Origin of the sequence: Pseudonocardia yunnanensis, from assembly GCF_039534065.1 — a bacterium.
Lineage (GTDB): Bacteria > Actinomycetota > Actinomycetes > Mycobacteriales > Pseudonocardiaceae > Pseudonocardia > Pseudonocardia yunnanensis.
Genome location: NZ_BAAAUS010000006.1, coordinates 134,514 through 151,449 on the forward strand (window position 1 = coordinate 134,514; position 16,936 = coordinate 151,449).

Genomic DNA, 16,936 nt, shown 5'->3' on the forward strand with positions numbered 1-16,936 from the left:
GTGATCGGGGAGGTTCACTTGCCGGTGCCCGCGGTGAGACCCGCGAGCAGGAAGCGGCGCCCGAGCAGGTAGACCACCAGCAGGGGGAGCAGGGAAAGGGCCACGGCGGCCGTCACGAGCGGGACGTTCGTGCCGTACTGGCCCTGGAAGTCCCAGAGCCCGAGCGTGAGCACCCGGACAGCGGGGTCCTGGGTCAGCACCAGGGGGAACAGGAACCCGTTCCAGGCCTGCAGCGCGGTGTAGATGCCGATCGTCGCCAGGCCGGAGCGCGACAGCGGGAGCACCAGGGACAAGAGCGTGCGGACCGTGCCGGCCCCGTCGATGGCGATCGCCTCGTACAGCTCTTTCGGCACGTCCCGCAGGCTCGACGTCAGCACCACGATCGACAGGGGCAGCGCGAAGGCCGCCGTGGGCAGGATGATCGCGAGGAGAGAGTCGTACAGCCGCAGCTGAGTGATCATCAGATACAGGGGCACGATCACCGCCTGGGCCGGCACCGCCAGGCCGAGCAGGACGACCGAGAAGCCGGTGGAGACCAGCCGGCTGCGGCTGCGCACGATCGCGAACGCGGCGGGCAGCGCCAGCACCAGCACAATCGCGACGCATGCCGCCGTCACGAGCAGGTTGTTGAGGAAGTAGCGGGGGAACTGCGACGTGAGGACGGTGATGTAGTTCTCGGCGGTGAGGCTCGTCGGGGGCGCCATCGGGCCGTCGGTGAGATACGCACCGGACGCCCGGAGGCTGGTGACCGCCAGGAAGTACAGCGGCACCCCGACGATGACGAGCCAGACTCCGGCACCCAGGCCTCCCACGATGTTGGGCCGGCGGTATGCGCCCGAGCGCCGGGAGCGCCTGCGCGGCGACCACGGCGTCCCGGTGGGAGGAGCCGGCGGCGGCGCCGGGCGCGACGTCGAGGGACTCGTTGTCGTCACAGGCCCTCCCGCTGACTGGCCATCCGGCGGTAGCCCGTGACTCGGGTGATCACGAGCGAGAGCACTGTGCCGATCACGAGCAGCACCACGGCGAGCGCGGCGGAGTAGCCCATCTGAAAGCTGCGGAAGCCCTCGATGTACATGTGCAGCGGCAGGATCCGGGTGGCGGTGCCGGGGCCCCCGTTCGTCAGGATCAGGACGATCTCGAAGTACGTCAGTGACCCGACGATCATGTGGACGCCCGAAGTGATGATCGTGTGCCGCAGCTGCGGCACCGTGATCGACCGGAACTGCCGCCACCGGCCTGCGCCGTCCAGGGTGGCCGCCTCGTAGAGCGACTCCGGGATCGCCCGGGTCGCCGCCTGGTAGAACAAGGTGTGGAACGGCATGAACTGCCACGAGATCACGAAGAGAACCACGTACAACGCGAGTGACGGGTTGCCGATGAAGTTGCCGTCGGGCACCCCGACCAGCGGGCCCAGCACGCTCGCCAGCCCGAAGTTGGGGTCGAACAGCGTGCCCCACAACACGGCGATCGCGGCGCCGGACATCAGTTGCGGCACGAAGAAGATCGCCGCGAGCACGGCCCGCGTGCGCTGCTTGCCTGCCAGGTAGACACCGAGCGGCAACGCGACGGCTGTCTGCAGCACCCAGGACAGCAGCGTGAGCATCCCGGAGAGCCGCAGCGAGTCGAGGAACACCTGGTCCCCGGCCAGCGTCTGCCAGTTCTGAATCCCCACCCACACCGGGGGGTTCAGCCCGTCGTAGGTCGTGAAGCTGAGGTAGATCAGCGCCAGCATCGGGACCAGGGCGAACAGCGCGAAGAACACCAGGGCGGGCACGACCCAGCCGAAGCCGGGCCGTGCCACGTCCACATGGGACGAGCGATTCACTGCGCCGCCGCGTCCATCGCCTGGCCGAACTGCTCAGGCGTCATGCTGCCCAGGAACACCTGCGAGAGGTTGGTGAGCATCGCCTGTGAGACGTCGGCCGGAAGTGCCTGGTCCCAGGACTGCGTGAAGCTCGGCGCGTCCTGCACCATCTTGTAGACGTACTGGTTGTAGTCGGCGAACTCGCCGGTGGCGATCTGCTGGTCCAGACCCTTGATGGCCGGCACCTGGCCGACGTCGATCATGCCCTTGACGTAGGCGGGGCTGGTCATGTTGTCGATCAGGAACTTCGTGGCCGCCGCGACGTCCGACGAGCTCGCGGCCACCGAGTAGAAGTTGCTGGGGTTGCCGACGATGACCTCGGGGTCACCGGCACCGCCCTCGACCGCGGGGAAGTCGGCCCAGCCGAGCTTTCCCGCCTTGACGAAGTCCGGGAAGTTGTCGTTGAGGCTCGTGACCTCCCACGAGCCCATGAGCTCCATCGCGGCGCGGCCGCTGGTGAGCAGCGCCTGCGAGCCCTGGTTGTCGTAGTTGACCGCAGAGAAGTTGCTGCCGAACGCGCCGCGGTCGATCAGATCCTTGATCTGGCGCAGCGACGTGACCACCGCGGCGTCGCTCCAGGCACCCGGCGTGCCGTTGACGATCGCCTGGAACTTCTCCGGGCCGCCGTTGCGCTCCAGCAGGTACTCCAGGTACATCAGCTCGGTCCACGGCTGGGAGCCGGCCAGTGCGATCGGCTGCACCCCGGCGGCCTTGAGCTTGTCCACCGTCTCCAGGAAGCCCTGCCAGGTGGTGGGGAACGTGCTGATGCCGGCCGCCGAGAGGACGTCCTTGTTGTAGAAGAAGGACACGGGCTGCACGCCCTGCATCGGGATGCCGTAGACCTTGCCGTTGATCGTCCCGACGTCGAGCACGCTGGGCAGGAAGGCGTCCTTGACTGCGGGGTTCGCGTCGAGGGCGGCGCTCAGGTCGGCCACCTGACCGGCGTCGACGTAGCCCTTCAGGTTGCCGCCGCCCCAGTTGTAGAAGACGTCCGGCGCGTTCGGCGAGCCGATCGCCGTCTGCAGCGCCGCCTTGTAGGGGTCGTTGACGTAGGTCCGAAGTGCGATGTCCGGGCCCTCACCGGCGTTGAAGGAGTCGACGGCGGCCTGCTGCACGCCGTTGATGCCCTCGTTCTCGAGCGTCCACAACGTGAGCCCGCCCCCACCTGCCCCCGCGGGGCCGGCGGTGCCACAGGCGGCGGTGGCTGTGACGGTCAGCGCGACGGCGGCTGCAGCCAGCGCCGTCCGCATGGTGGACCAGGTCGGCATGTGCTCTCCCTCGGGGAGTGGAATCGGTGGTCGGTCGCGGCCCGTGCCCTCGTCAGGCAGCGGCCACGACCCAGGGGTCGGCGGGCTGCTGCGGGGTGGTCCGCCGGGTGCGCGACTGCGCGGGAGCGTGCCGCTCGGAGTCGACGGCGATCGGCCGCTCACCGAGGAAGAAGTCCACAAGTCCCGAGCGCCGGAACGGGTCGGTGCCGCGCGAACGGCACTGTCGACCGGCTAGATCGGGCGGTAGTGCCGTTCGTCCGGTGATGCGGGACGAAGCGGCGCCCTGAGGTCGTCTGGTCACTGCGGACTCCCCTTCGAGCCGGCCGCCGAAACTTTCCGAGACTTGCGATTCAAGGTGGCCGACCGTAGGTTTCCGAACCGGCGATCGTCAAGGCCTCGGCGGCCGACCGATATCGCGCTGTGACCGCCACAGAAAGTTTCGGCTAGCATTCGCGCCGCCCTCGGCCCGAGCTCGGGAGGATCCCTGGACACGACCAGCAGCCGCGTGACGATCGCGGAGATCGCCGAGCACGCCGGCGTGTCGGTCCCGACGGTCTCCAAGGTCCTGAACGGCCGCTCCGACGTCGCCGAGGCCACCCGACTACGGGTCAAGCAGGTGATGGCCGACCGCGGCTACCAGCGACGCAAGCCCGGCATCCAACGGCGGGTCGGCCTGGTGGACATGGTGCTGCCGAGCCTCGACTCGCCCTGGGTGGTCGAGGTGCTGCGTGGCGCCGAGGCCGAGGCCAGGAAGGCGGGCGCCCAGATCGTCCTCACCTCGGCGGAGAACCGTCCGGCCGGTGACCGGCAGTGGCTCGACCACCTGATGGCCCGCCGCTCGGACGGGCTCGTGCTCGTGGTGAGCGAGCCGGACCCGGAGGTGGTGGAGCAGTTGGCCGCCCTGCACACCCCGATCGTGCTGCTCGACCCGGTGGGCGGAAGCGACCCCTCGTTCGCCACGGTCGGCGCCACGAACTGGGCAGGTGGGCTCAGCGCCGTCGAGCACCTGGTCGGCCTCGGGCACCGCCGGATCGGTGTGATCTCCGGGCGTCCCCAACTGGTGTGCAGCCAGGAGCGCGTCGAGGGCTACCGGGCCGCTCTGGGACGCGCCGGCATCGCACCCGACGAGGACCTCGTGCACTTCGGCGACTTCCGGCCCCACGGCGGCCGACTGGGCGCCCAGCAGATGCTCGACCTGGCCGAGCCCCCCACGGCGATCTTCGCCGGCTCGGACATGCAGGCCGTGGGCGTCTACCAGGAAGCCGCGACGCGCGGCCTGCGCATCCCCGAGGACCTCTCCGTGGTCGGCTTCGACGACATCGCGTTCTGCGAAGACATGACTCCGCAGCTCACGACGGTGCGCCAGCCCCTCGCCCGGATGGCGAGCGAGGCCGTGCGGCTGGCGCTGGCGGCCGAGGACACCACACCCCCACCCCGCGTGGAACTGGCGACGCACCTGGTGGTGCGCGAGAGCACGGGCCCAGCCCCCCACTGACCCGCCCCCGCCAGAACCGGAGTCCGGCGAAGATCGCCGCGAGATCCGGATATCAGCCCTCGTTAGGGCGGAAATCTGGATCTCGGAGCGATCATGGTCGCCAAGATCATCCGGACGACACCAGCCGCTCCGGCGTGAGCCGGCCCGGGTGGCGAGAGGTCGGAAGTTTCGGAAATTTACGGATTGTGCGGTTGGTCATCCTGTGCGAACGTAGCAAGCGCTTTCCGCTCCCGTCATCGTCGATCGGAGATCCGTGAGCACGCGCCCCCTGCCCCACGGAACAGACCGCTGATGTCCTACGCCGGCGCCGACGGCCCCGACGGGGGCCTGCAGGCCGAGCCCTCCCCCCACGGGCTCGGCCTGCAGCACGACCACGGCGTAGCCGCTGTCCGGCCCCCCTGGTCCCTGACGCAGTCCTGATTCCCTACCGACCTGGAGAAACGCATGCTCAACGGAGAGCGTCACCGGTCCCGGTTGCCGGCTGCGCTGGCCGCCGCCCTCCTGATGGTCCTCACCGCCTGCGGAGGCAGCGGCGGTGACGACGGCGGCCCGGTCGAGCTGCGCTACTCGTGGTGGGGCAACGCCGATCGGGCCGAGCTCATGCAGCAGGCGATCGCGATCTTCGAGACCGAGCATCCCGACGTCAAGATCGTCCCGAACTTCTCCGACTTCGCCGAGTACTGGCAGAAGCTCAACACCGAGTCGGCGGGCGGCGGCACGCCCGACGTCCTGCAGATGGACTTCAGCTACCTGCGCGAGTACGGCGACCGCGGCCTGCTGCTGAACCTCGACGAGGCGGAGAACCCCGTACCCGTGAACGACCTGCTGCCCGGCCTGCAGCAGGCGGGTGTGGTCGGCGGGGAGCGGTTCGCGGTGGCCCTGTCGGGCAACACCTGGGGGATGATCTACGACCCGGCAGCGTTCCAGGCCGCCGGCGTCGCGATCCCCGAGCGCTGGACCTGGGACGAGTACGGGGCTGCTGTCACCCAGGTCGCCCGGGCCTCCGGCATGGCAGGCGCGTGGGACTACACGTCGATCATGGGCGTCTTCGAGATCTGGCTGCGCCAGCAGGGCAAGGTCCTCTTCACCGAGGACGGCCGCATCGAGGCCACGCACGAGGACCTGCAGCGGTTCTGGCAGCAGGGCGTCGACCTGCGCGCGGCCGGTGCGTTCCCGCCCCAGGACAAGGTGGCGCAGGCCCTGCCGGTCACCGTGATGGGCGCCGATCTCGCGGCGTCCACCGTGAACCTCGACAGCATGCTCACCCGGTACGCCGGGGAGACCGAGCGGAAGCTCGCTCTCGGTGCGCTCCCCAGCTCGAACCCCGACGACCTGGGGATCCGCCTGCGTCCGGGCATCCTGCTCTCGGCGTTCAGCGGCACCGACCACCCGCGGCAGGCCGCGGAGCTGATCGACTTCATGGTCAACGACCCGCGCGTCGGGGAGATCTTCGGCGGCAACCGCGGCCTGCCGGCCAGCAACGCGCAGCGCGAGGCCGCCACCCCGAAGCTGTCGGCGACCGATGCTGCAGTGGCCGAGTACGAGAAGACGATCGGGCAGTACCTGACGGTGCCGCCGACCATCCCGCCCGCGGGCGTGGGCACCGCCGACTCCGCCTTCCTGCGCATCAACGAGGAGTTGGCCTACGGCCGCATCTCGGTGCAGGACGCGGTCGCGCAGTGGTTCAACGAGACCGAGGCCGCACTCAGGTGACGGCGGGGACCAGTGCGGGGCCCGCTCTGTCCGGGAGCCCTCCGCCGAGCGCCGTTCCCCGTCAGGCCGATATCAGGACGGGTGGGCGCGCACGGCGATCGCTGCGCTCCGACGGGCCGGCCGGGTACTTCTTCCTGAGTCCGTGGATCCTGGGCATGGTCCTGCTGACGCTGGGGCCGATGCTGGCGTCGCTCTACCTGTCGTTCACCGACTACAACCTGTTCACGGCGCCGGAGTGGGTCGGGCTCGAGAACTACATCGACATGTTCACAGACCAGCGGTGGCGCCAGTCCGTGCTGGTCACGCTCACCTACGTGGTGCTTTCGGCCCCGCTCAAACTGGCCGTCGCGCTGGCTGTCGCGATGTTGCTGGCCCGGCCGCGCAGGGCTCAGGGGTTCTACCGCTCGGCTTTCTATGCGCCCTCGCTGATCGGCGCGAGCGTCAGCATCGCGATCACCTGGCGCGCCCTCTTCAGCGACGACGCCGCCGTCGACCGGGTGCTCACGGCGATCGGCTTCCCGTCGGGCGGGTGGGTCGGCGACCCGTCGCGGGCGCTGATGATCCTCGTGCTGCTCGCCGTATGGCAGTTCGGCGCCCCGATGGTGATCTTCCTGGCGGGGCTTCAGCAGATTCCCCGCGAGTTGTACGAGGCCGCCGAGTGCGACGGTGCGGGCGCGTGGCGCAAGTTCTGGTCGATCACGCTGCCGACGCTGTCACCGGTGATCTTCTTCAACGTGCTGATGGAGACGATCGGTGCCTTCCAGGCATTCACCAGCGCATTCGTGGTGAGCAGCGGCAACGGCCTCGGCGGTCCCGCCGGGTCGACGCTGTTCTACACGCTCTACCTGTACGAACGCGGCTTCCAGGACTTCCGGATGGGTTACGCGTCGGCGATGGCGTGGATGCTCCTGCTCGCCGTCGGGCTGGTCACCGCGGTGCTCTTCCGTACCTCTCGCTCGTGGGTCTTCTACAACGACGGGAGCACCTCATGAATGCGATGAGCACCCGTGTCCGCCGGGCGGTCTGGCACGCCGTCGCGCTCGCGATCCTCGTGGTGTTGCTCTACCCGGTGGCCTGGACGATCGGTGCGTCGTTCAAGCCGTCGACGGACATCGTCGGCAGCATCGAACTGTTCCCGGCCGAGCCGACGGGGGCGAACTACGCCCGGGCGGCGGAGGGCATCGCCGGGGTGAGCGTGTGGACGTTCTTCCGCAATTCCGTGGTGCTGGCCGGGCTCGCCGTGCTCGGCACGGTGGCGTCGTCGGCCATGGCGGGATACGCGTTCGCCCGGCTGCGGTTCCGTGGCCGCGGGCTCATGTTCACGATGATGATCGGCACGTTGTTGCTGCCGTTCCACGTCATGATCATTCCGCAGTACATCATCTTCCAGCGGGCCGGACTGATCGACACGTTCGTACCGCTGCTGATCGGCAAGTTCCTCGCCACCGAGGCGTTCTTCGTGTTCCTGATCGTGCAGTTCATGCGCACCCTGCCGAAGGAGCTCGACGAGGCCGCCACGATCGACGGTTGCGGTCACCTGAGGCTGTTCTGGAACGTGATCCTCCCGCTGTCGCGGCCGGCGCTGATCACCGTGTCGATCTTCACGTTCATCTGGACGTGGAACGATTTCCTCGGTCCGCTGCTGTATCTCAACAGCCCGGAGAACTACCCGCTCCCGATCGCGCTGCAGGCGTTCATCGATCAGACCACCACGTCCGACTACGGGGCGATGATCGCGATGTCGCTGCTGGCGCTCGTCCCCGTGCTGCTGTTCTTCCTGGCCTTCCAGCGCTACCTCGTGGAGGGCGTGGCGACGTCGGGGGTGAAGGGATGACCATGGAGACCACGCGCGTGAGCAGGCTGGAGCTCTTCGCCGAGTGCTTGCTGCTCGGCGTGCTGGTGGCAGTGGCGGCGCTGCCCGTCGTGACGCTTCCGGCGGCGCTCGCGGCCGGGTGCTCGGGCGTTCGCAGACTCGTCGACCATCGGGCCGTCGGTGCCCGCACCTTCGTCGGCGACCTGCGCGCAGCCCTCCGGACGAGCGCACCCGCAGCGGTCGGCGTGGCAGGCGGCGGGGCGCTGCTCGGGTTCGACGCACTCGTCCTGCTCCGGGCTCCGGTGCCGGGTGGCGCGGTCGTGGCGATGGTCGTCGCAGCCGCCGGTGCGGGCGCGCTCGTGGTCCTCCTGCGCGCCGCGGCGCAGTGGCGCCACGACGGACCGTCGTGGGTCGCGCTGATCCGGCTCGCGTCGTCCCGCGCCGGTGCCGATCTCTCCGGCAGTGCCCTGCTGGCCGGGGCGCTCGTCGCCGTCGCGGCGCTGACGTGGCAGCTCCCGGCGCTGCTGCCGCTGGCGCTGGGTTGCCTGGTGCTCGCGGGCACGGCCGTCGAGACCCGCGCTGACACCCGACGGCGCTGATCGATCAACCCGCTCGGACGCCGTACTCCAGGTACCAGGTCTGGCCTGCCGCCTTCGCCCCCAGCGCTGCGACGACCCGGCGATGTAGCCACGGAGCCAGCCGGGGAGCGAGCTCGCCGGGCGGCACATAGGTCCACGAGGCCAGCTCGTCGGGCGGGAGCCTGATCGCGCCGACCTGCCCGTCGTCCAGCACACCGCCGTCGAAGACGAACAGCACCCGGTCGACGCCCTCGCGCGGCGCCCAGTCGACGGCCAGCAGCACACCGGGCGCCAGGTCGAGGCCGAGCTCCTCGCGCAGCTCCCGCACACACGCCTCGCGGGGTGTCTCGCCGTCCTCGACCATCCCGCCCGGGATCTCCCACGTCTGCTTGTACGTCGGTTCGACGATCAGCACCCGCTCTGCGGCGTCCACGAACAATGCTCCGGCCGCGATCAACGCTCGGGTCACCCGGAGAGTATAGTTGCTTATTGGCAGGCAACTACATGGGGAGGCGACATGACGGAGACCTTCGACAACGACGACGTCATCCGGCTCCGGGTGGCTCTGACCCGCATCGCGCGGCTGCTCGATCGCCAGTCCCAAGGTGCCTCACTGACGCGCACCCAGGCATCCGTGCTGGCCACGGTCTCCCGCCTCGGGTCGGTACGGCTGTCCGATCTGGCCGATGCAGAGGGTGTGAACCCCACCATGCTGTCGCGCATCGTCGCGAAGCTGGAGGACCGCGGCCTGCTCAGGCGCAGCACGGATCCCGACGACCGGCGAGTGGCCCACGTCGAGTGCACGGACGCCGGCACCGCGGAGCACCTGCGCGTGCGCAACGAACGCACCCAACTACTCAGAGAACGGCTCACGGGTCTTCCCGAGGCCGGCGCGGCCGAGTTGCTCGCCGCCCTGCCGGCCCTGGAATCACTCGCAGACCAGTGCTCCCCACACAGCCCACGCAAGGAGAATCGATGACCGTCGTCGGCGAGCGGGCACTCGCCCCCCTGGATGCGCTACGCCGACAGACTTTCGCGTCCCTGTCCAACAGCAACTACCGCCGCTACCTGACCGGCCAGTCGATCTCGCTCGTCGGCACCTGGATGCAGACGATTGCGCAGTCCTGGCTGGTCCTCCAGCTCACAGGCTCGGCCACCGCGCTCGGCCTGGTCGTCGCACTGCAGACCCTGCCCACGCTCGTGCTCGGCCCGTACGGCGGCGTGATCGCCGACCGGATGGACAAGCGCAAGCTGATGATCGGCCTGCAGTCGATGATGGGCGTACTCGCGCTGCTGCTCGGACTGCTGACGATCACCGGAGCGGTCCGGCTGTGGGAGGTCTACGTTCTCGCCGTCCTGCTGGGCCTGAACAACAGCTTCGAGAACCCTGCACGCCAGTCGTTCGTGCTGGAGATGGTCGGCCCGACGGATCTGCGCAACGCGGTGAGCCTCAACTCGGTGCTCGTCAACTCGGCCAGAGCGGTCGGTCCGGCCGTGGCCGGCATCGTGATCGCCACCGGCGGCATCGGCCTGTGCTTCCTGCTCAACGCGGCGAGCTTCGTCGCGGTCGTCGTGTCGCTCACCAGGCTCGACGTCTCGAAGCTCACCCCGTCGACACCGGCCCCGAGGGCGCCAGGGCAGCTGCGCGAGGGCCTCAGCTACGTGAGACGGACCCCACGGCTCGCGGTCCCGCTGCTGATGATGGCGCTGGTCGGCTGCCTCGCGTACGAGTTCCAGGTGGTGCTGCCGATCGTCGCCAGCGAGACGTTCGCCGGAGACGCGCGCACCTACGGGTTCCTGACCGCCGCCATGGGTGTGGGCGCGGTCATGGGCGGGCTCTACGTGGCTGCGCGTGGACGCACCGGGATGCGGTCGATGGTGGTCGGCGCCGTCGCGTTCGGCGTGGCGCTGCTCTTCGTCGCGCTCTCCCCGACACTGCTCGTGGCGCTGCTGGGCATGGGCCTGGTCGGTGCGGCGAGCGTCGCCTTCCAGTCCACCGGCAACAGCACGCTGCAGCTGACCGCCGCTCCACACATGCGAGGGCGGGTGATGGCGCTGTGGGCCGTCGCATTCCTCGGGTCGACCCCGATCGGCGGCCCGATCGCCGGCCTGGTCAGCGGGCACTTCGGAGGACGCGCCGGGCTGATACTGGGTGCGCTGGCATGCCTCGTCGCGGCCGCGTTGGGAGCGATCTACGTCCGGCGGGAGTCAGCGGCCCGCGCTGCCGAAGTCGTCGGGTGAGACGTCGTCGAGGAACTCCCGGAAGTCGCGTAGCTGCTGGTCGGGCGGGGCGTCCGTGCCGTCGGGGAACAGGTCGGCGATCGGCTGACCGACGTCGTCGAGGATCTCGTCGGCGACGCCGATCGGCAGCCCGTACCGCACTGCGACGGCCAGTGCGTCGCTCGGCCGGACCGGTACCCGGGTGCTCGAGTCGAACACGAGAGCCGCGGAGAACCGGCCGTCGCGCAACTGCGTGATCTCGGCGCCGTCGAGCCGGTGCCCGAGACCCGTGACGACGGGCAGGAGCACGTCCTGGGTGAGCGGCGGGTCGGACTCGTTCCGGCGCCCGGCCGCGATCACCTCCGCCGGGGCGCGGTGCAGGAACACCGGCAGGCAGCGGTCGCCGTCGATCTCGCCGAGCAGGAGCACCGGCTCCCGCGTCCGCGTGTGGACCACCAACCGCAGCACACGCATCGCCCGCATCTCGGCAGTGTGCGACACCACATGCGGCCGCGCGACATCTCCTGTTCGTCCGCGGGGCTAGTGTCGCGGAAACGGGGTTCCTTGCCCGGATCCGGTGTCCAGGCGGATGCATCGGAAGGCGGAGGAGGCGCCGATACCGCTGTTGTATCGGCGCCGACGACAACGCCCCGAGGCGCCGCCTGGGCGCCGGAGGCGGGTAAGACGACCTCGTTTCCTCGGCACTAGTGCTCAGACCGGCCCGAGGAGGTCCCACCGGTTGCCTGCGACGTCGAGGAACACGGCGACACGGCCGTAGGCCTCGGTGCGGGGTGGGGTCACGAACTCCACGCCCGCCAAGGTCATCCGGGTGAAGGTCGCGTCGAAGTCGGGCACCTGGAGGAAGAACCCGACCCGGCCGGCCACCTGGTTCCCCACGGCGCCGGCCTGGCGTTCCCCGTCGGCGCGGGCAAGGAGCAGCCCGGTCTGGGTACCCGGCGGCCGGACGACGACCCAGCGCTTCGGCCTGCCGTCGTTCGTGAGGGACGGCGAGTCCTCCACCAACTCGAAGCCGAGGACGTCGACGAAGAACGCGATCGCGGGGTCGTACTCCTCGACGACGACGGTGACGAGATCGATCCGCATCTGCACACGACGATCATGCGCGATCGGCGCGCGCCGAGCCCGGTGCGGGGATTGCGCTACAGCTCGGCGGGACCCTCCTGGGGATGCATGCCGAGCCGGTCGGCCACCTCGCCCATCACGTCCTGCACCGCGATCGTGTCGGCCAGTGGCATCACGGCACTTTCCCCACGCCCCGCCAGGATGCAGTCGGTGACCTCGCGCAGCTCGTGCGCGTAGCCGCCCCCGGTGTGGGGCAGTGTCACCTCCTGCGGGCTGCGGCCGGTGCGGTGCAGCACGAACGTGTCGGGGTGGTGGAAACGCGGCGGGACATCGATCCAGCCCTCGGTGCCGTACACGCGCATCTGCCCCGGGGTGGCGCAGCGGAGCGAGCAGAAGAGGGAGGCGGTGCGCCCGTCGGCCCAGCCGAGGAGCACGGCCTCCTCGATGTCCACGCCTGCGGCGTCGAGCGTGCCGTGGGCGGCGACCGTGTCCGGCGTGCCGAGCACCATCTGCGCGAACGAGATCGGGTAGACGGTGAGGTCGAACAGGGCGCCCCCACCGATCGCGGCGTTGTAGTAGCGGTCCAGCGGGTCGGTGGGCGCGTTCACCCCCAACTCCCCCTGCACGCCGCGGACATCGCCGATCGCACCTTCGGCGATCAGCTCGCGCATCCGCACGACGGCGGGCTGGAAGCGCGTCCACATGGCCTCCATCGCGAAGACCCCGGCGTCGGTTGCCGCGGCCGCGATCTCCCGGGTGGCGGCGGGCGTCACCGTGAACGCCTTCTCCACCAGCACCGCCTTCCCCGCCTTGAGAGCGGCCAGCGCCACGGCGCGGTGCTGCGGGTGCGGGGTGGAGATGTAGAGGACGTCGACGCTGTCGTCATCGACGATCGCGCGGTAAGACGCGTGGTAGCGGCCGATGCCGTGGGCGTCGGCGAAGGCCTCGGCCCGCTCGGCCGAGCGCGATGCCACAGCGACGACCTCGGCCCCGGGCACGTGCACGAAGTCGGCCACCACCTTCGCCGCAATGCGGCCTGGTCCCACCACTCCCCAGCGGACGATGCTCATTCCCCCATCCTGCCGGTCCGGACGCTCCACAAGCTGTGGACAACCCGGTGGACAACCTCGAACGTACGTTCGAGACGGTGGTGGATGTGATGTTCCGGCTCCGATCGCTTGAATTGTCGATCCTTGCCTGGGATACCTATCAAGACGGCATCGAGATCCGGCCACGCAGTTGAGTGTCCGGCCGAACGATCGGAACGAAGGAGCGCAGTGGCAGAGGAATCGTCGCCCGACCGCCGAGGCACCGACCCGGACCAGCCGGCAGAGGGGCAGCGGTCCAGGTCATCGCCGCGGCGTACGCAACGCGCGGCAGCTCAACCGGCCAGCACCGCCAGGACGACGGGGACGACAGCCCGTAGCGCACAGGTCCGCGGCGAGAAGGGCGAGCGCGGGGAGCCGGGGCCCAGCGGGGAGCCGGGACCAGCCGGTGAACCCGGCGGACAAGGACCCCGCGGAGAGCAGGGCGAGCAGGGGCCTACGGGCGGGTCCGGACCCCGCGGGGAGCAGGGACCAGCCGGTGAACAAGGACCCCGCGGAGAGCAGGGTGCGCAGGGGCCCGCCGGCGAGCCCGGGCCCCGCGGAGAGCCGGGACCAGCCGGTGAGCCCGGCGAGCAAGGACCCCGCGGCGAGCGGGGAGCCCCGGGCGAGCGAGGCCTGCGCGGCGAGCCCGGGCCGCCCGGCCCCGCGGGACGGCCGGGGCCCCCGACAGGGACGCCTCAGGGAGCCGACTGGCCCGTCCCGATGGAGCCCTTCAGGGCCCTCGCGGTGGGGATCGACCTGGCCTGGAGGCCCGTCACGCTCTTCTGCTCGATGGTCGACGGCGTGGTGAAGCTGCAACACGAGACCTGGTTGGCGATGGCCGATCGGGCGACCAACCGCCTCCGAGCACGCTCCGGCCGCTGATCCGCCCGACGGCCCGGCGCATCCTCAACCCTTGCGGACGTCGGGCGTGACCGCGTAGCCGAGGTTTTTCAGGACCGCCGCAGCAGCTTCGGGAGCGGCGCGGATCGCGCGGGCGAGTTCCTCCGCCGCGTCCGGCTGCTCGGCGGCCCTGCCCCGGCGGCGCAGCGGAGCAGGCCACAGCGACTGCACGGCTGCGTTGAGGTGCGCGCCCAGGACGATCGCGAGCGCGATGAAGAACATGCCGAGCAGGAACGCGATGGGCGCCGCCAGAGCGCCGTACGTGTAACCGGTGCTGGTGATCCAGTCGAGGTAGAAGCGCAGTCCGGTGGCGCTGACGAAGAACACCACGACCGCCAGCACGGCGCCGGGCAGACCGCGGTACCACGGCGGCTTGAGCGGCAGCGCGATCTTGTAGAACGTGGTGAGCGCGAGCATGAGCACGATTCCGATCACCGGGTAGTAGAGCGAGCCGAGCACCAGCGCCGCGACGGGTTCCCACGTGTCGGGCAGGAGCGGCAGGAGACGGTCGGGCCCCAGCGCGACGATGGGCAGGACCACGATGCCGATCGCGAGGCCCACCAGGTAGAGCAGGATCGCGAGAATCCGCTGCCAGACGAGGTTGCGTAGCTGGTACTGGCCGTACGCCCGCGTGACCGCGTCGACGAACGCGGCCATCGCCGACGAACCCGACCAGAAGCTGAGCACGAACCCGAAGGAGACGACCTCGCCGCGAGCGGTGGTCAGGACGTCCGCGACGGTGGGCACGATGATCTGGTCCACCGCGTTGCGGCTGAACACCCCGCTGGTGAGGTTGATGATCCACTGCTGGACGGCCGTGACGGTGTCCGGACCGAACCAGCCGCTGGTGTAGCCGAGCAGTCCGAACAGGCCGAGCAGCAGCGGCGGTAGCGACAACGTCTGCCAGAACGCCGCGGATGCCGACTCGCTGAAGAGGTCGTCCTCCCACGCGCTGCTGACCGTGCGCCCCAGCAGCCGGCGCACCGGATGGCTCCGCTCGGGACGGATGTCGGACGTCGCCCCTAACGGGCGCTCGTCGTCGAACACCGGCCCCTCGTCCTTCGGCCCCGTCATCGGGTAAGGATGCGCTGTTCGCTCCGGGCCGTCCCCGCGGGTAGTCGATCATGCGGGCCGCAACGGATCGTCAACTTCAGGTTGACGATTTGCGCACCGTCAACTTAGGGTTGACGCATGACGAATCCCGTTCGCATGACGGCCCCCGTTCGGCTCGACGACCTGATCGACGCCATCAAGACGTCCCACACCGGTGCTCTCGACCAGCTCGCGGGCGCAGTCGTGGTCGCCGGCGCCCTCGACGACCTGGCCGACCACCTGATCGGCCACTTCGTCGACCAGGCGCGGCGCTCCGGTGCGTCCTGGACCGACATCGGCCGGAGCATGGGCGTGTCCAAGCAGGCAGCCCAGAAGCGGTTCATGCCGAAGGAACCGGGCGAGGCGAACGATCTCGACCCGAGCCAGGGCTTCGGCCGGTACACCCCTCGGGCGCGGTTCGTGGTGGTGGGCGCCCAGAACGAGGCACGGGCGGCGAGCAACGCCGAGATCCGGCCGGAGCACCTGGTGCTGGGACTGCTGGGCCAGCCGGACTCGATCGGCACGGAGGCAATCGTCGCGCAGGGCGTATCGCTGGAGGCCGTGCGACAGGCCGCCACGGCAGCCCTTCCGGAGGCGTCCGCGGAAATGCCGGCACTCGTCCCGTTCGACTCCCAGGCGAAGAAGGTCCTGGAGCTCACGTTCCGGGAAGCGCTGCGCCTCGACCACGACTACGTCGGCACCGAGCACATCCTGCTCGCACTGCTGGACGTCGAGGACGGCCAGGGACTGCTCTCCGGCCTCGGCCTGACCAAGGCGAACGCCGAGGCCACGATCGTCGCCGCCCTAGCGGCTCTCATCGCGGCCCAGGAGAGGCACTGACCGAGGCGTCCGGTCAGTCGTCCCCGGGAGGCGCGAACCGGGCGAGCGCGGTGACCGAGGGAATCGTGTAATACCCGCCGGTGACGGGCTGGGTGTAGCGGGTCAGCGCGTCGCGGATCCCGTCGCCCACGCCCGCCATCCGGCGCAGCATCTCCTCGAGTCGCCACTGGTCGAAGCTGAAGCCGACGAACGCCGTGCCGTGAAGCGACACGGTCCCGTAGGCGACGTTGCGACGGAAGATGTCCAGCTCGACGCCGTCGACCTCGAGCACGGTCCGTGCGACGTGGCTGTCGGCGGGCTTCGCGGCGTCGTCGAGCTCGATGCTGTCGGGCTTGGTCCGGCCGATCACCCGCTCCTGCTCCTCCTGCGCCAGTCCCTCCCACCCGTCGCTGTTGTGCTCCCACAGCTGGAACAGGACCACGCTGCTGTCCGCCCCGGGCGATCCGTCAGGGACCAGCGCCACCTCGGGCGCCTCCAGCAGCGACGGGTTCTCGGTGCCGTCGATGAAGCCGGTGAGATCGCGGTCGTGGCTGTACAACCAGCCGGCCGTCTCCCGCCGCAGCACGGCAACCGCCGCCAGGCCGTCGATCACCGTACGGCCGTTGTCGAACACGGCGGTGCGGTCGCCACCCGCCAGCCACAGCCACGCGTCGTGCTGGGTGGCGGGCATCGTGAATCCATCCGGGCCGACGACACCCTCCTCCCAGCTACGAGCTCCGGTGGGTACGTCGGCCCGGTCCGCCACCTCCGCCCAAAGTTCGGGGCGGAGACCGACGACAAGGTTGACACCGCCGGTGGTGGAAAGCGGCCCTACCAACCCGGCCGCCGCCGTGACCAGATCGACCGCACGTACCCCGGGCCGAAGATCGAACTCCAGGTACCCGTGCTCCGGAGTACCGAGGGCGAAGATGCCCGGCTGTGCGCTCATGATCGTCATGCTCGCAAAGTCCCGGCGACGCCTGCCGCGGCCCTGCGCGTCGGG

21 protein-coding genes are annotated in these 16,936 nt (G+C 70.0%); 11 read left to right on the plus strand and 10 right to left on the minus strand.

Going from position 1 to position 16,936, the window contains the following annotated elements; translation table 11 throughout:
• Nucleotides 1-14: 14 nt before the first annotated feature.
• From ABD743_RS06870 to ABD743_RS06885, 4 genes are read right to left on the minus strand one after another with little or no spacing between them, the layout of a single operon-like run.
• Nucleotides 15-932, minus strand: coding sequence for a carbohydrate ABC transporter permease (locus tag ABD743_RS06870; RefSeq protein WP_344719946.1), 918 nt, complete (start codon nucleotides 930-932; stop codon nucleotides 15-17).
• On the minus strand, nucleotides 929-1,801 hold the full coding sequence (locus ABD743_RS06875; protein ID WP_344719947.1) for a carbohydrate ABC transporter permease: 873 nt from the start codon (nucleotides 1,799-1,801) through the stop codon (nucleotides 929-931). The genes ABD743_RS06870 and ABD743_RS06875 overlap by 4 nt, the downstream gene beginning before the upstream one ends.
• A 20-nt stretch (nucleotides 1,802-1,821) precedes the next feature.
• Nucleotides 1,822-3,132 (minus strand): extracellular solute-binding protein, encoded by a 1,311-nt coding sequence (locus ABD743_RS06880; protein ID WP_344719949.1) that lies wholly within the window; start codon nucleotides 3,130-3,132, stop codon nucleotides 1,822-1,824.
• Between the two features lie 52 nt (nucleotides 3,133-3,184).
• Nucleotides 3,185-3,433 carry a hypothetical protein gene (locus tag ABD743_RS06885; RefSeq protein ID WP_344719950.1) on the minus strand — a complete coding sequence of 83 codons (249 nt, stop codon included), beginning with the start codon at nucleotides 3,431-3,433 and terminating at the stop codon, nucleotides 3,185-3,187.
• 204 nt (nucleotides 3,434-3,637) lie between these two features.
• On the opposite strand from ABD743_RS06885, the gene ABD743_RS06890 reads away from it, so the two are divergent.
• From ABD743_RS06890 to ABD743_RS06915, 6 genes are all read left to right on the plus strand, one after another.
• Complete coding sequence (locus ABD743_RS06890) at nucleotides 3,638-4,627, plus strand: LacI family DNA-binding transcriptional regulator (protein ID WP_344719951.1); 990 nt, start codon at nucleotides 3,638-3,640, stop codon at nucleotides 4,625-4,627.
• Nucleotides 4,628-4,918: 291 nt separating this feature from the next.
• The gene (locus ABD743_RS06895; protein WP_344719952.1) at nucleotides 4,919-5,047 is read left to right on the plus strand and encodes a hypothetical protein; all 129 of its coding nucleotides are present in this window, start codon (nucleotides 4,919-4,921) and stop codon (nucleotides 5,045-5,047) included.
• Between the two features lie 24 nt (nucleotides 5,048-5,071).
• A complete protein-coding gene (locus ABD743_RS06900) occupies nucleotides 5,072-6,340 on the plus strand; it encodes an ABC transporter substrate-binding protein (RefSeq protein WP_344719954.1) in 1,269 nt (422 codons plus the stop codon).
• 155 nt (nucleotides 6,341-6,495) lie between these two features.
• Nucleotides 6,496-7,332, plus strand: coding sequence for a carbohydrate ABC transporter permease (locus tag ABD743_RS06905; protein WP_344719956.1), 837 nt, complete (start codon nucleotides 6,496-6,498; stop codon nucleotides 7,330-7,332).
• 5 nt (nucleotides 7,333-7,337) lie between these two features.
• Nucleotides 7,338-8,174, plus strand: a complete 837-nt coding sequence (locus tag ABD743_RS06910) for a carbohydrate ABC transporter permease (RefSeq protein WP_344719958.1) — start codon at nucleotides 7,338-7,340, stop codon at nucleotides 8,172-8,174.
• On the plus strand, nucleotides 8,171-8,752 hold the full coding sequence (locus ABD743_RS06915) for a hypothetical protein (protein ID WP_344719960.1): 582 nt from the start codon (nucleotides 8,171-8,173) through the stop codon (nucleotides 8,750-8,752). Before ABD743_RS06910 ends, ABD743_RS06915 begins: the two co-directional genes overlap by 4 nt.
• Nucleotides 8,753-8,756: 4 nt before the next feature.
• Here ABD743_RS06915 and ABD743_RS06920 read toward each other — a convergent pair whose 3' ends face one another.
• The gene (locus tag ABD743_RS06920; RefSeq protein ID WP_344719962.1) at nucleotides 8,757-9,200 is read right to left on the minus strand and encodes an NUDIX domain-containing protein; all 444 of its coding nucleotides are present in this window, start codon (nucleotides 9,198-9,200) and stop codon (nucleotides 8,757-8,759) included.
• Nucleotides 9,201-9,248: 48 nt separating this feature from the next.
• On the opposite strand from ABD743_RS06920, the gene ABD743_RS06925 reads away from it, so the two are divergent.
• Entirely contained in the window at nucleotides 9,249-9,710 is a 462-nt protein-coding gene (locus ABD743_RS06925; protein WP_344719964.1) for a MarR family winged helix-turn-helix transcriptional regulator, read from the plus strand.
• Nucleotides 9,707-10,972 carry an MFS transporter gene (locus tag ABD743_RS06930; protein ID WP_344719966.1) on the plus strand — a complete coding sequence of 422 codons (1,266 nt, stop codon included), beginning with the start codon at nucleotides 9,707-9,709 and terminating at the stop codon, nucleotides 10,970-10,972. The genes ABD743_RS06925 and ABD743_RS06930 overlap by 4 nt, the downstream gene beginning before the upstream one ends.
• On the opposite strand, the gene ABD743_RS06935 is transcribed toward ABD743_RS06930, so the two are convergent.
• The 3 genes from ABD743_RS06935 to ABD743_RS06945 all read right to left on the minus strand — a co-directional run bounded on the left by ABD743_RS06935 (nucleotide 10,940) and on the right by ABD743_RS06945 (nucleotide 13,104).
• Entirely contained in the window at nucleotides 10,940-11,434 is a 495-nt protein-coding gene (locus tag ABD743_RS06935) for a bifunctional nuclease family protein (protein WP_344719968.1), read from the minus strand. The two genes, ABD743_RS06930 and ABD743_RS06935, sit on opposite strands and share 33 nt — an antisense overlap.
• Before the next feature lie 228 nt (nucleotides 11,435-11,662).
• Nucleotides 11,663-12,055 carry a VOC family protein gene (locus ABD743_RS06940; protein WP_344720734.1) on the minus strand — a complete coding sequence of 131 codons (393 nt, stop codon included), beginning with the start codon at nucleotides 12,053-12,055 and terminating at the stop codon, nucleotides 11,663-11,665.
• Between the two features lie 56 nt (nucleotides 12,056-12,111).
• Nucleotides 12,112-13,104, minus strand: coding sequence for a Gfo/Idh/MocA family protein (locus ABD743_RS06945; RefSeq protein WP_344719970.1), 993 nt, complete (start codon nucleotides 13,102-13,104; stop codon nucleotides 12,112-12,114).
• A 47-nt stretch (nucleotides 13,105-13,151) separates the two neighbouring features.
• On the opposite strand from ABD743_RS06945, the gene ABD743_RS06950 reads away from it, so the two are divergent.
• Nucleotides 13,152-13,277 (plus strand): hypothetical protein, encoded by a 126-nt coding sequence (locus ABD743_RS06950; protein ID WP_344719972.1) that lies wholly within the window; start codon nucleotides 13,152-13,154, stop codon nucleotides 13,275-13,277.
• 565 nt (nucleotides 13,278-13,842) lie between these two features.
• On the plus strand, nucleotides 13,843-14,004 hold the full coding sequence (locus ABD743_RS06955) for a hypothetical protein (RefSeq protein WP_344719974.1): 162 nt from the start codon (nucleotides 13,843-13,845) through the stop codon (nucleotides 14,002-14,004).
• Between the two features lie 24 nt (nucleotides 14,005-14,028).
• On the opposite strand, the gene ABD743_RS06960 is transcribed toward ABD743_RS06955, so the two are convergent.
• Nucleotides 14,029-15,096, minus strand: coding sequence for a YihY/virulence factor BrkB family protein (locus ABD743_RS06960; protein ID WP_344719976.1), 1,068 nt, complete (start codon nucleotides 15,094-15,096; stop codon nucleotides 14,029-14,031).
• A 117-nt stretch (nucleotides 15,097-15,213) separates the two neighbouring features.
• Here ABD743_RS06960 and ABD743_RS06965 point away from each other — a divergent pair, with 117 nt between their 5' ends.
• Complete coding sequence (locus tag ABD743_RS06965) at nucleotides 15,214-15,954, plus strand: Clp protease N-terminal domain-containing protein (protein WP_344719978.1); 741 nt, start codon at nucleotides 15,214-15,216, stop codon at nucleotides 15,952-15,954.
• Nucleotides 15,955-15,967: 13 nt separating this feature from the next.
• Here ABD743_RS06965 and ABD743_RS06970 read toward each other — a convergent pair whose 3' ends face one another.
• Nucleotides 15,968-16,882 carry a Dyp-type peroxidase gene (locus ABD743_RS06970; RefSeq protein ID WP_344719980.1) on the minus strand — a complete coding sequence of 305 codons (915 nt, stop codon included), beginning with the start codon at nucleotides 16,880-16,882 and terminating at the stop codon, nucleotides 15,968-15,970.
• Nucleotides 16,883-16,936: the final 54 nt, after the last annotated feature.

What these genes read in the sequence shown, in the direction of transcription:
- ABD743_RS06880 (WP_344719949.1), bottom strand. Translation starts at nt 3,132, where the DNA reads ATGCCGACCTGGTCCACCATGCGGACGGCGCTGGCTGCAGCCGCCGTC.
- ABD743_RS06895 (WP_344719952.1), top strand. Translation starts at nt 4,919, where the DNA reads ATGTCCTACGCCGGCGCCGACGGCCCCGACGGGGGCCTGCAGGCCGAG.
- ABD743_RS06900 (WP_344719954.1), top strand. Translation starts at nt 5,072, where the DNA reads ATGCTCAACGGAGAGCGTCACCGGTCCCGGTTGCCGGCTGCGCTGGCC.
- ABD743_RS06905 (WP_344719956.1), top strand. Translation starts at nt 6,496, where the DNA reads ATGGTCCTGCTGACGCTGGGGCCGATGCTGGCGTCGCTCTACCTGTCG.
- ABD743_RS06910 (WP_344719958.1), top strand. Translation starts at nt 7,338, where the DNA reads ATGAGCACCCGTGTCCGCCGGGCGGTCTGGCACGCCGTCGCGCTCGCG.
- ABD743_RS06915 (WP_344719960.1), top strand. Translation starts at nt 8,171, where the DNA reads ATGACCATGGAGACCACGCGCGTGAGCAGGCTGGAGCTCTTCGCCGAG.
- ABD743_RS06925 (WP_344719964.1), top strand. Translation starts at nt 9,249, where the DNA reads ATGACGGAGACCTTCGACAACGACGACGTCATCCGGCTCCGGGTGGCT.
- ABD743_RS06930 (WP_344719966.1), top strand. Translation starts at nt 9,707, where the DNA reads ATGACCGTCGTCGGCGAGCGGGCACTCGCCCCCCTGGATGCGCTACGC.
- ABD743_RS06935 (WP_344719968.1), bottom strand. Translation starts at nt 11,434, where the DNA reads ATGCGGGCGATGCGTGTGCTGCGGTTGGTGGTCCACACGCGGACGCGG.
- ABD743_RS06940 (WP_344720734.1), bottom strand. Translation starts at nt 12,055, where the DNA reads ATGCGGATCGATCTCGTCACCGTCGTCGTCGAGGAGTACGACCCCGCG.
- ABD743_RS06945 (WP_344719970.1), bottom strand. Translation starts at nt 13,104, where the DNA reads ATGAGCATCGTCCGCTGGGGAGTGGTGGGACCAGGCCGCATTGCGGCG.
- ABD743_RS06955 (WP_344719974.1), top strand. Translation starts at nt 13,843, where the DNA reads ATGGAGCCCTTCAGGGCCCTCGCGGTGGGGATCGACCTGGCCTGGAGG.
- ABD743_RS06960 (WP_344719976.1), bottom strand. Translation starts at nt 15,096, where the DNA reads ATGACGGGGCCGAAGGACGAGGGGCCGGTGTTCGACGACGAGCGCCCG.
- ABD743_RS06965 (WP_344719978.1), top strand. Translation starts at nt 15,214, where the DNA reads ATGACGAATCCCGTTCGCATGACGGCCCCCGTTCGGCTCGACGACCTG.
- ABD743_RS06970 (WP_344719980.1), bottom strand. Translation starts at nt 16,882, where the DNA reads ATGAGCGCACAGCCGGGCATCTTCGCCCTCGGTACTCCGGAGCACGGG.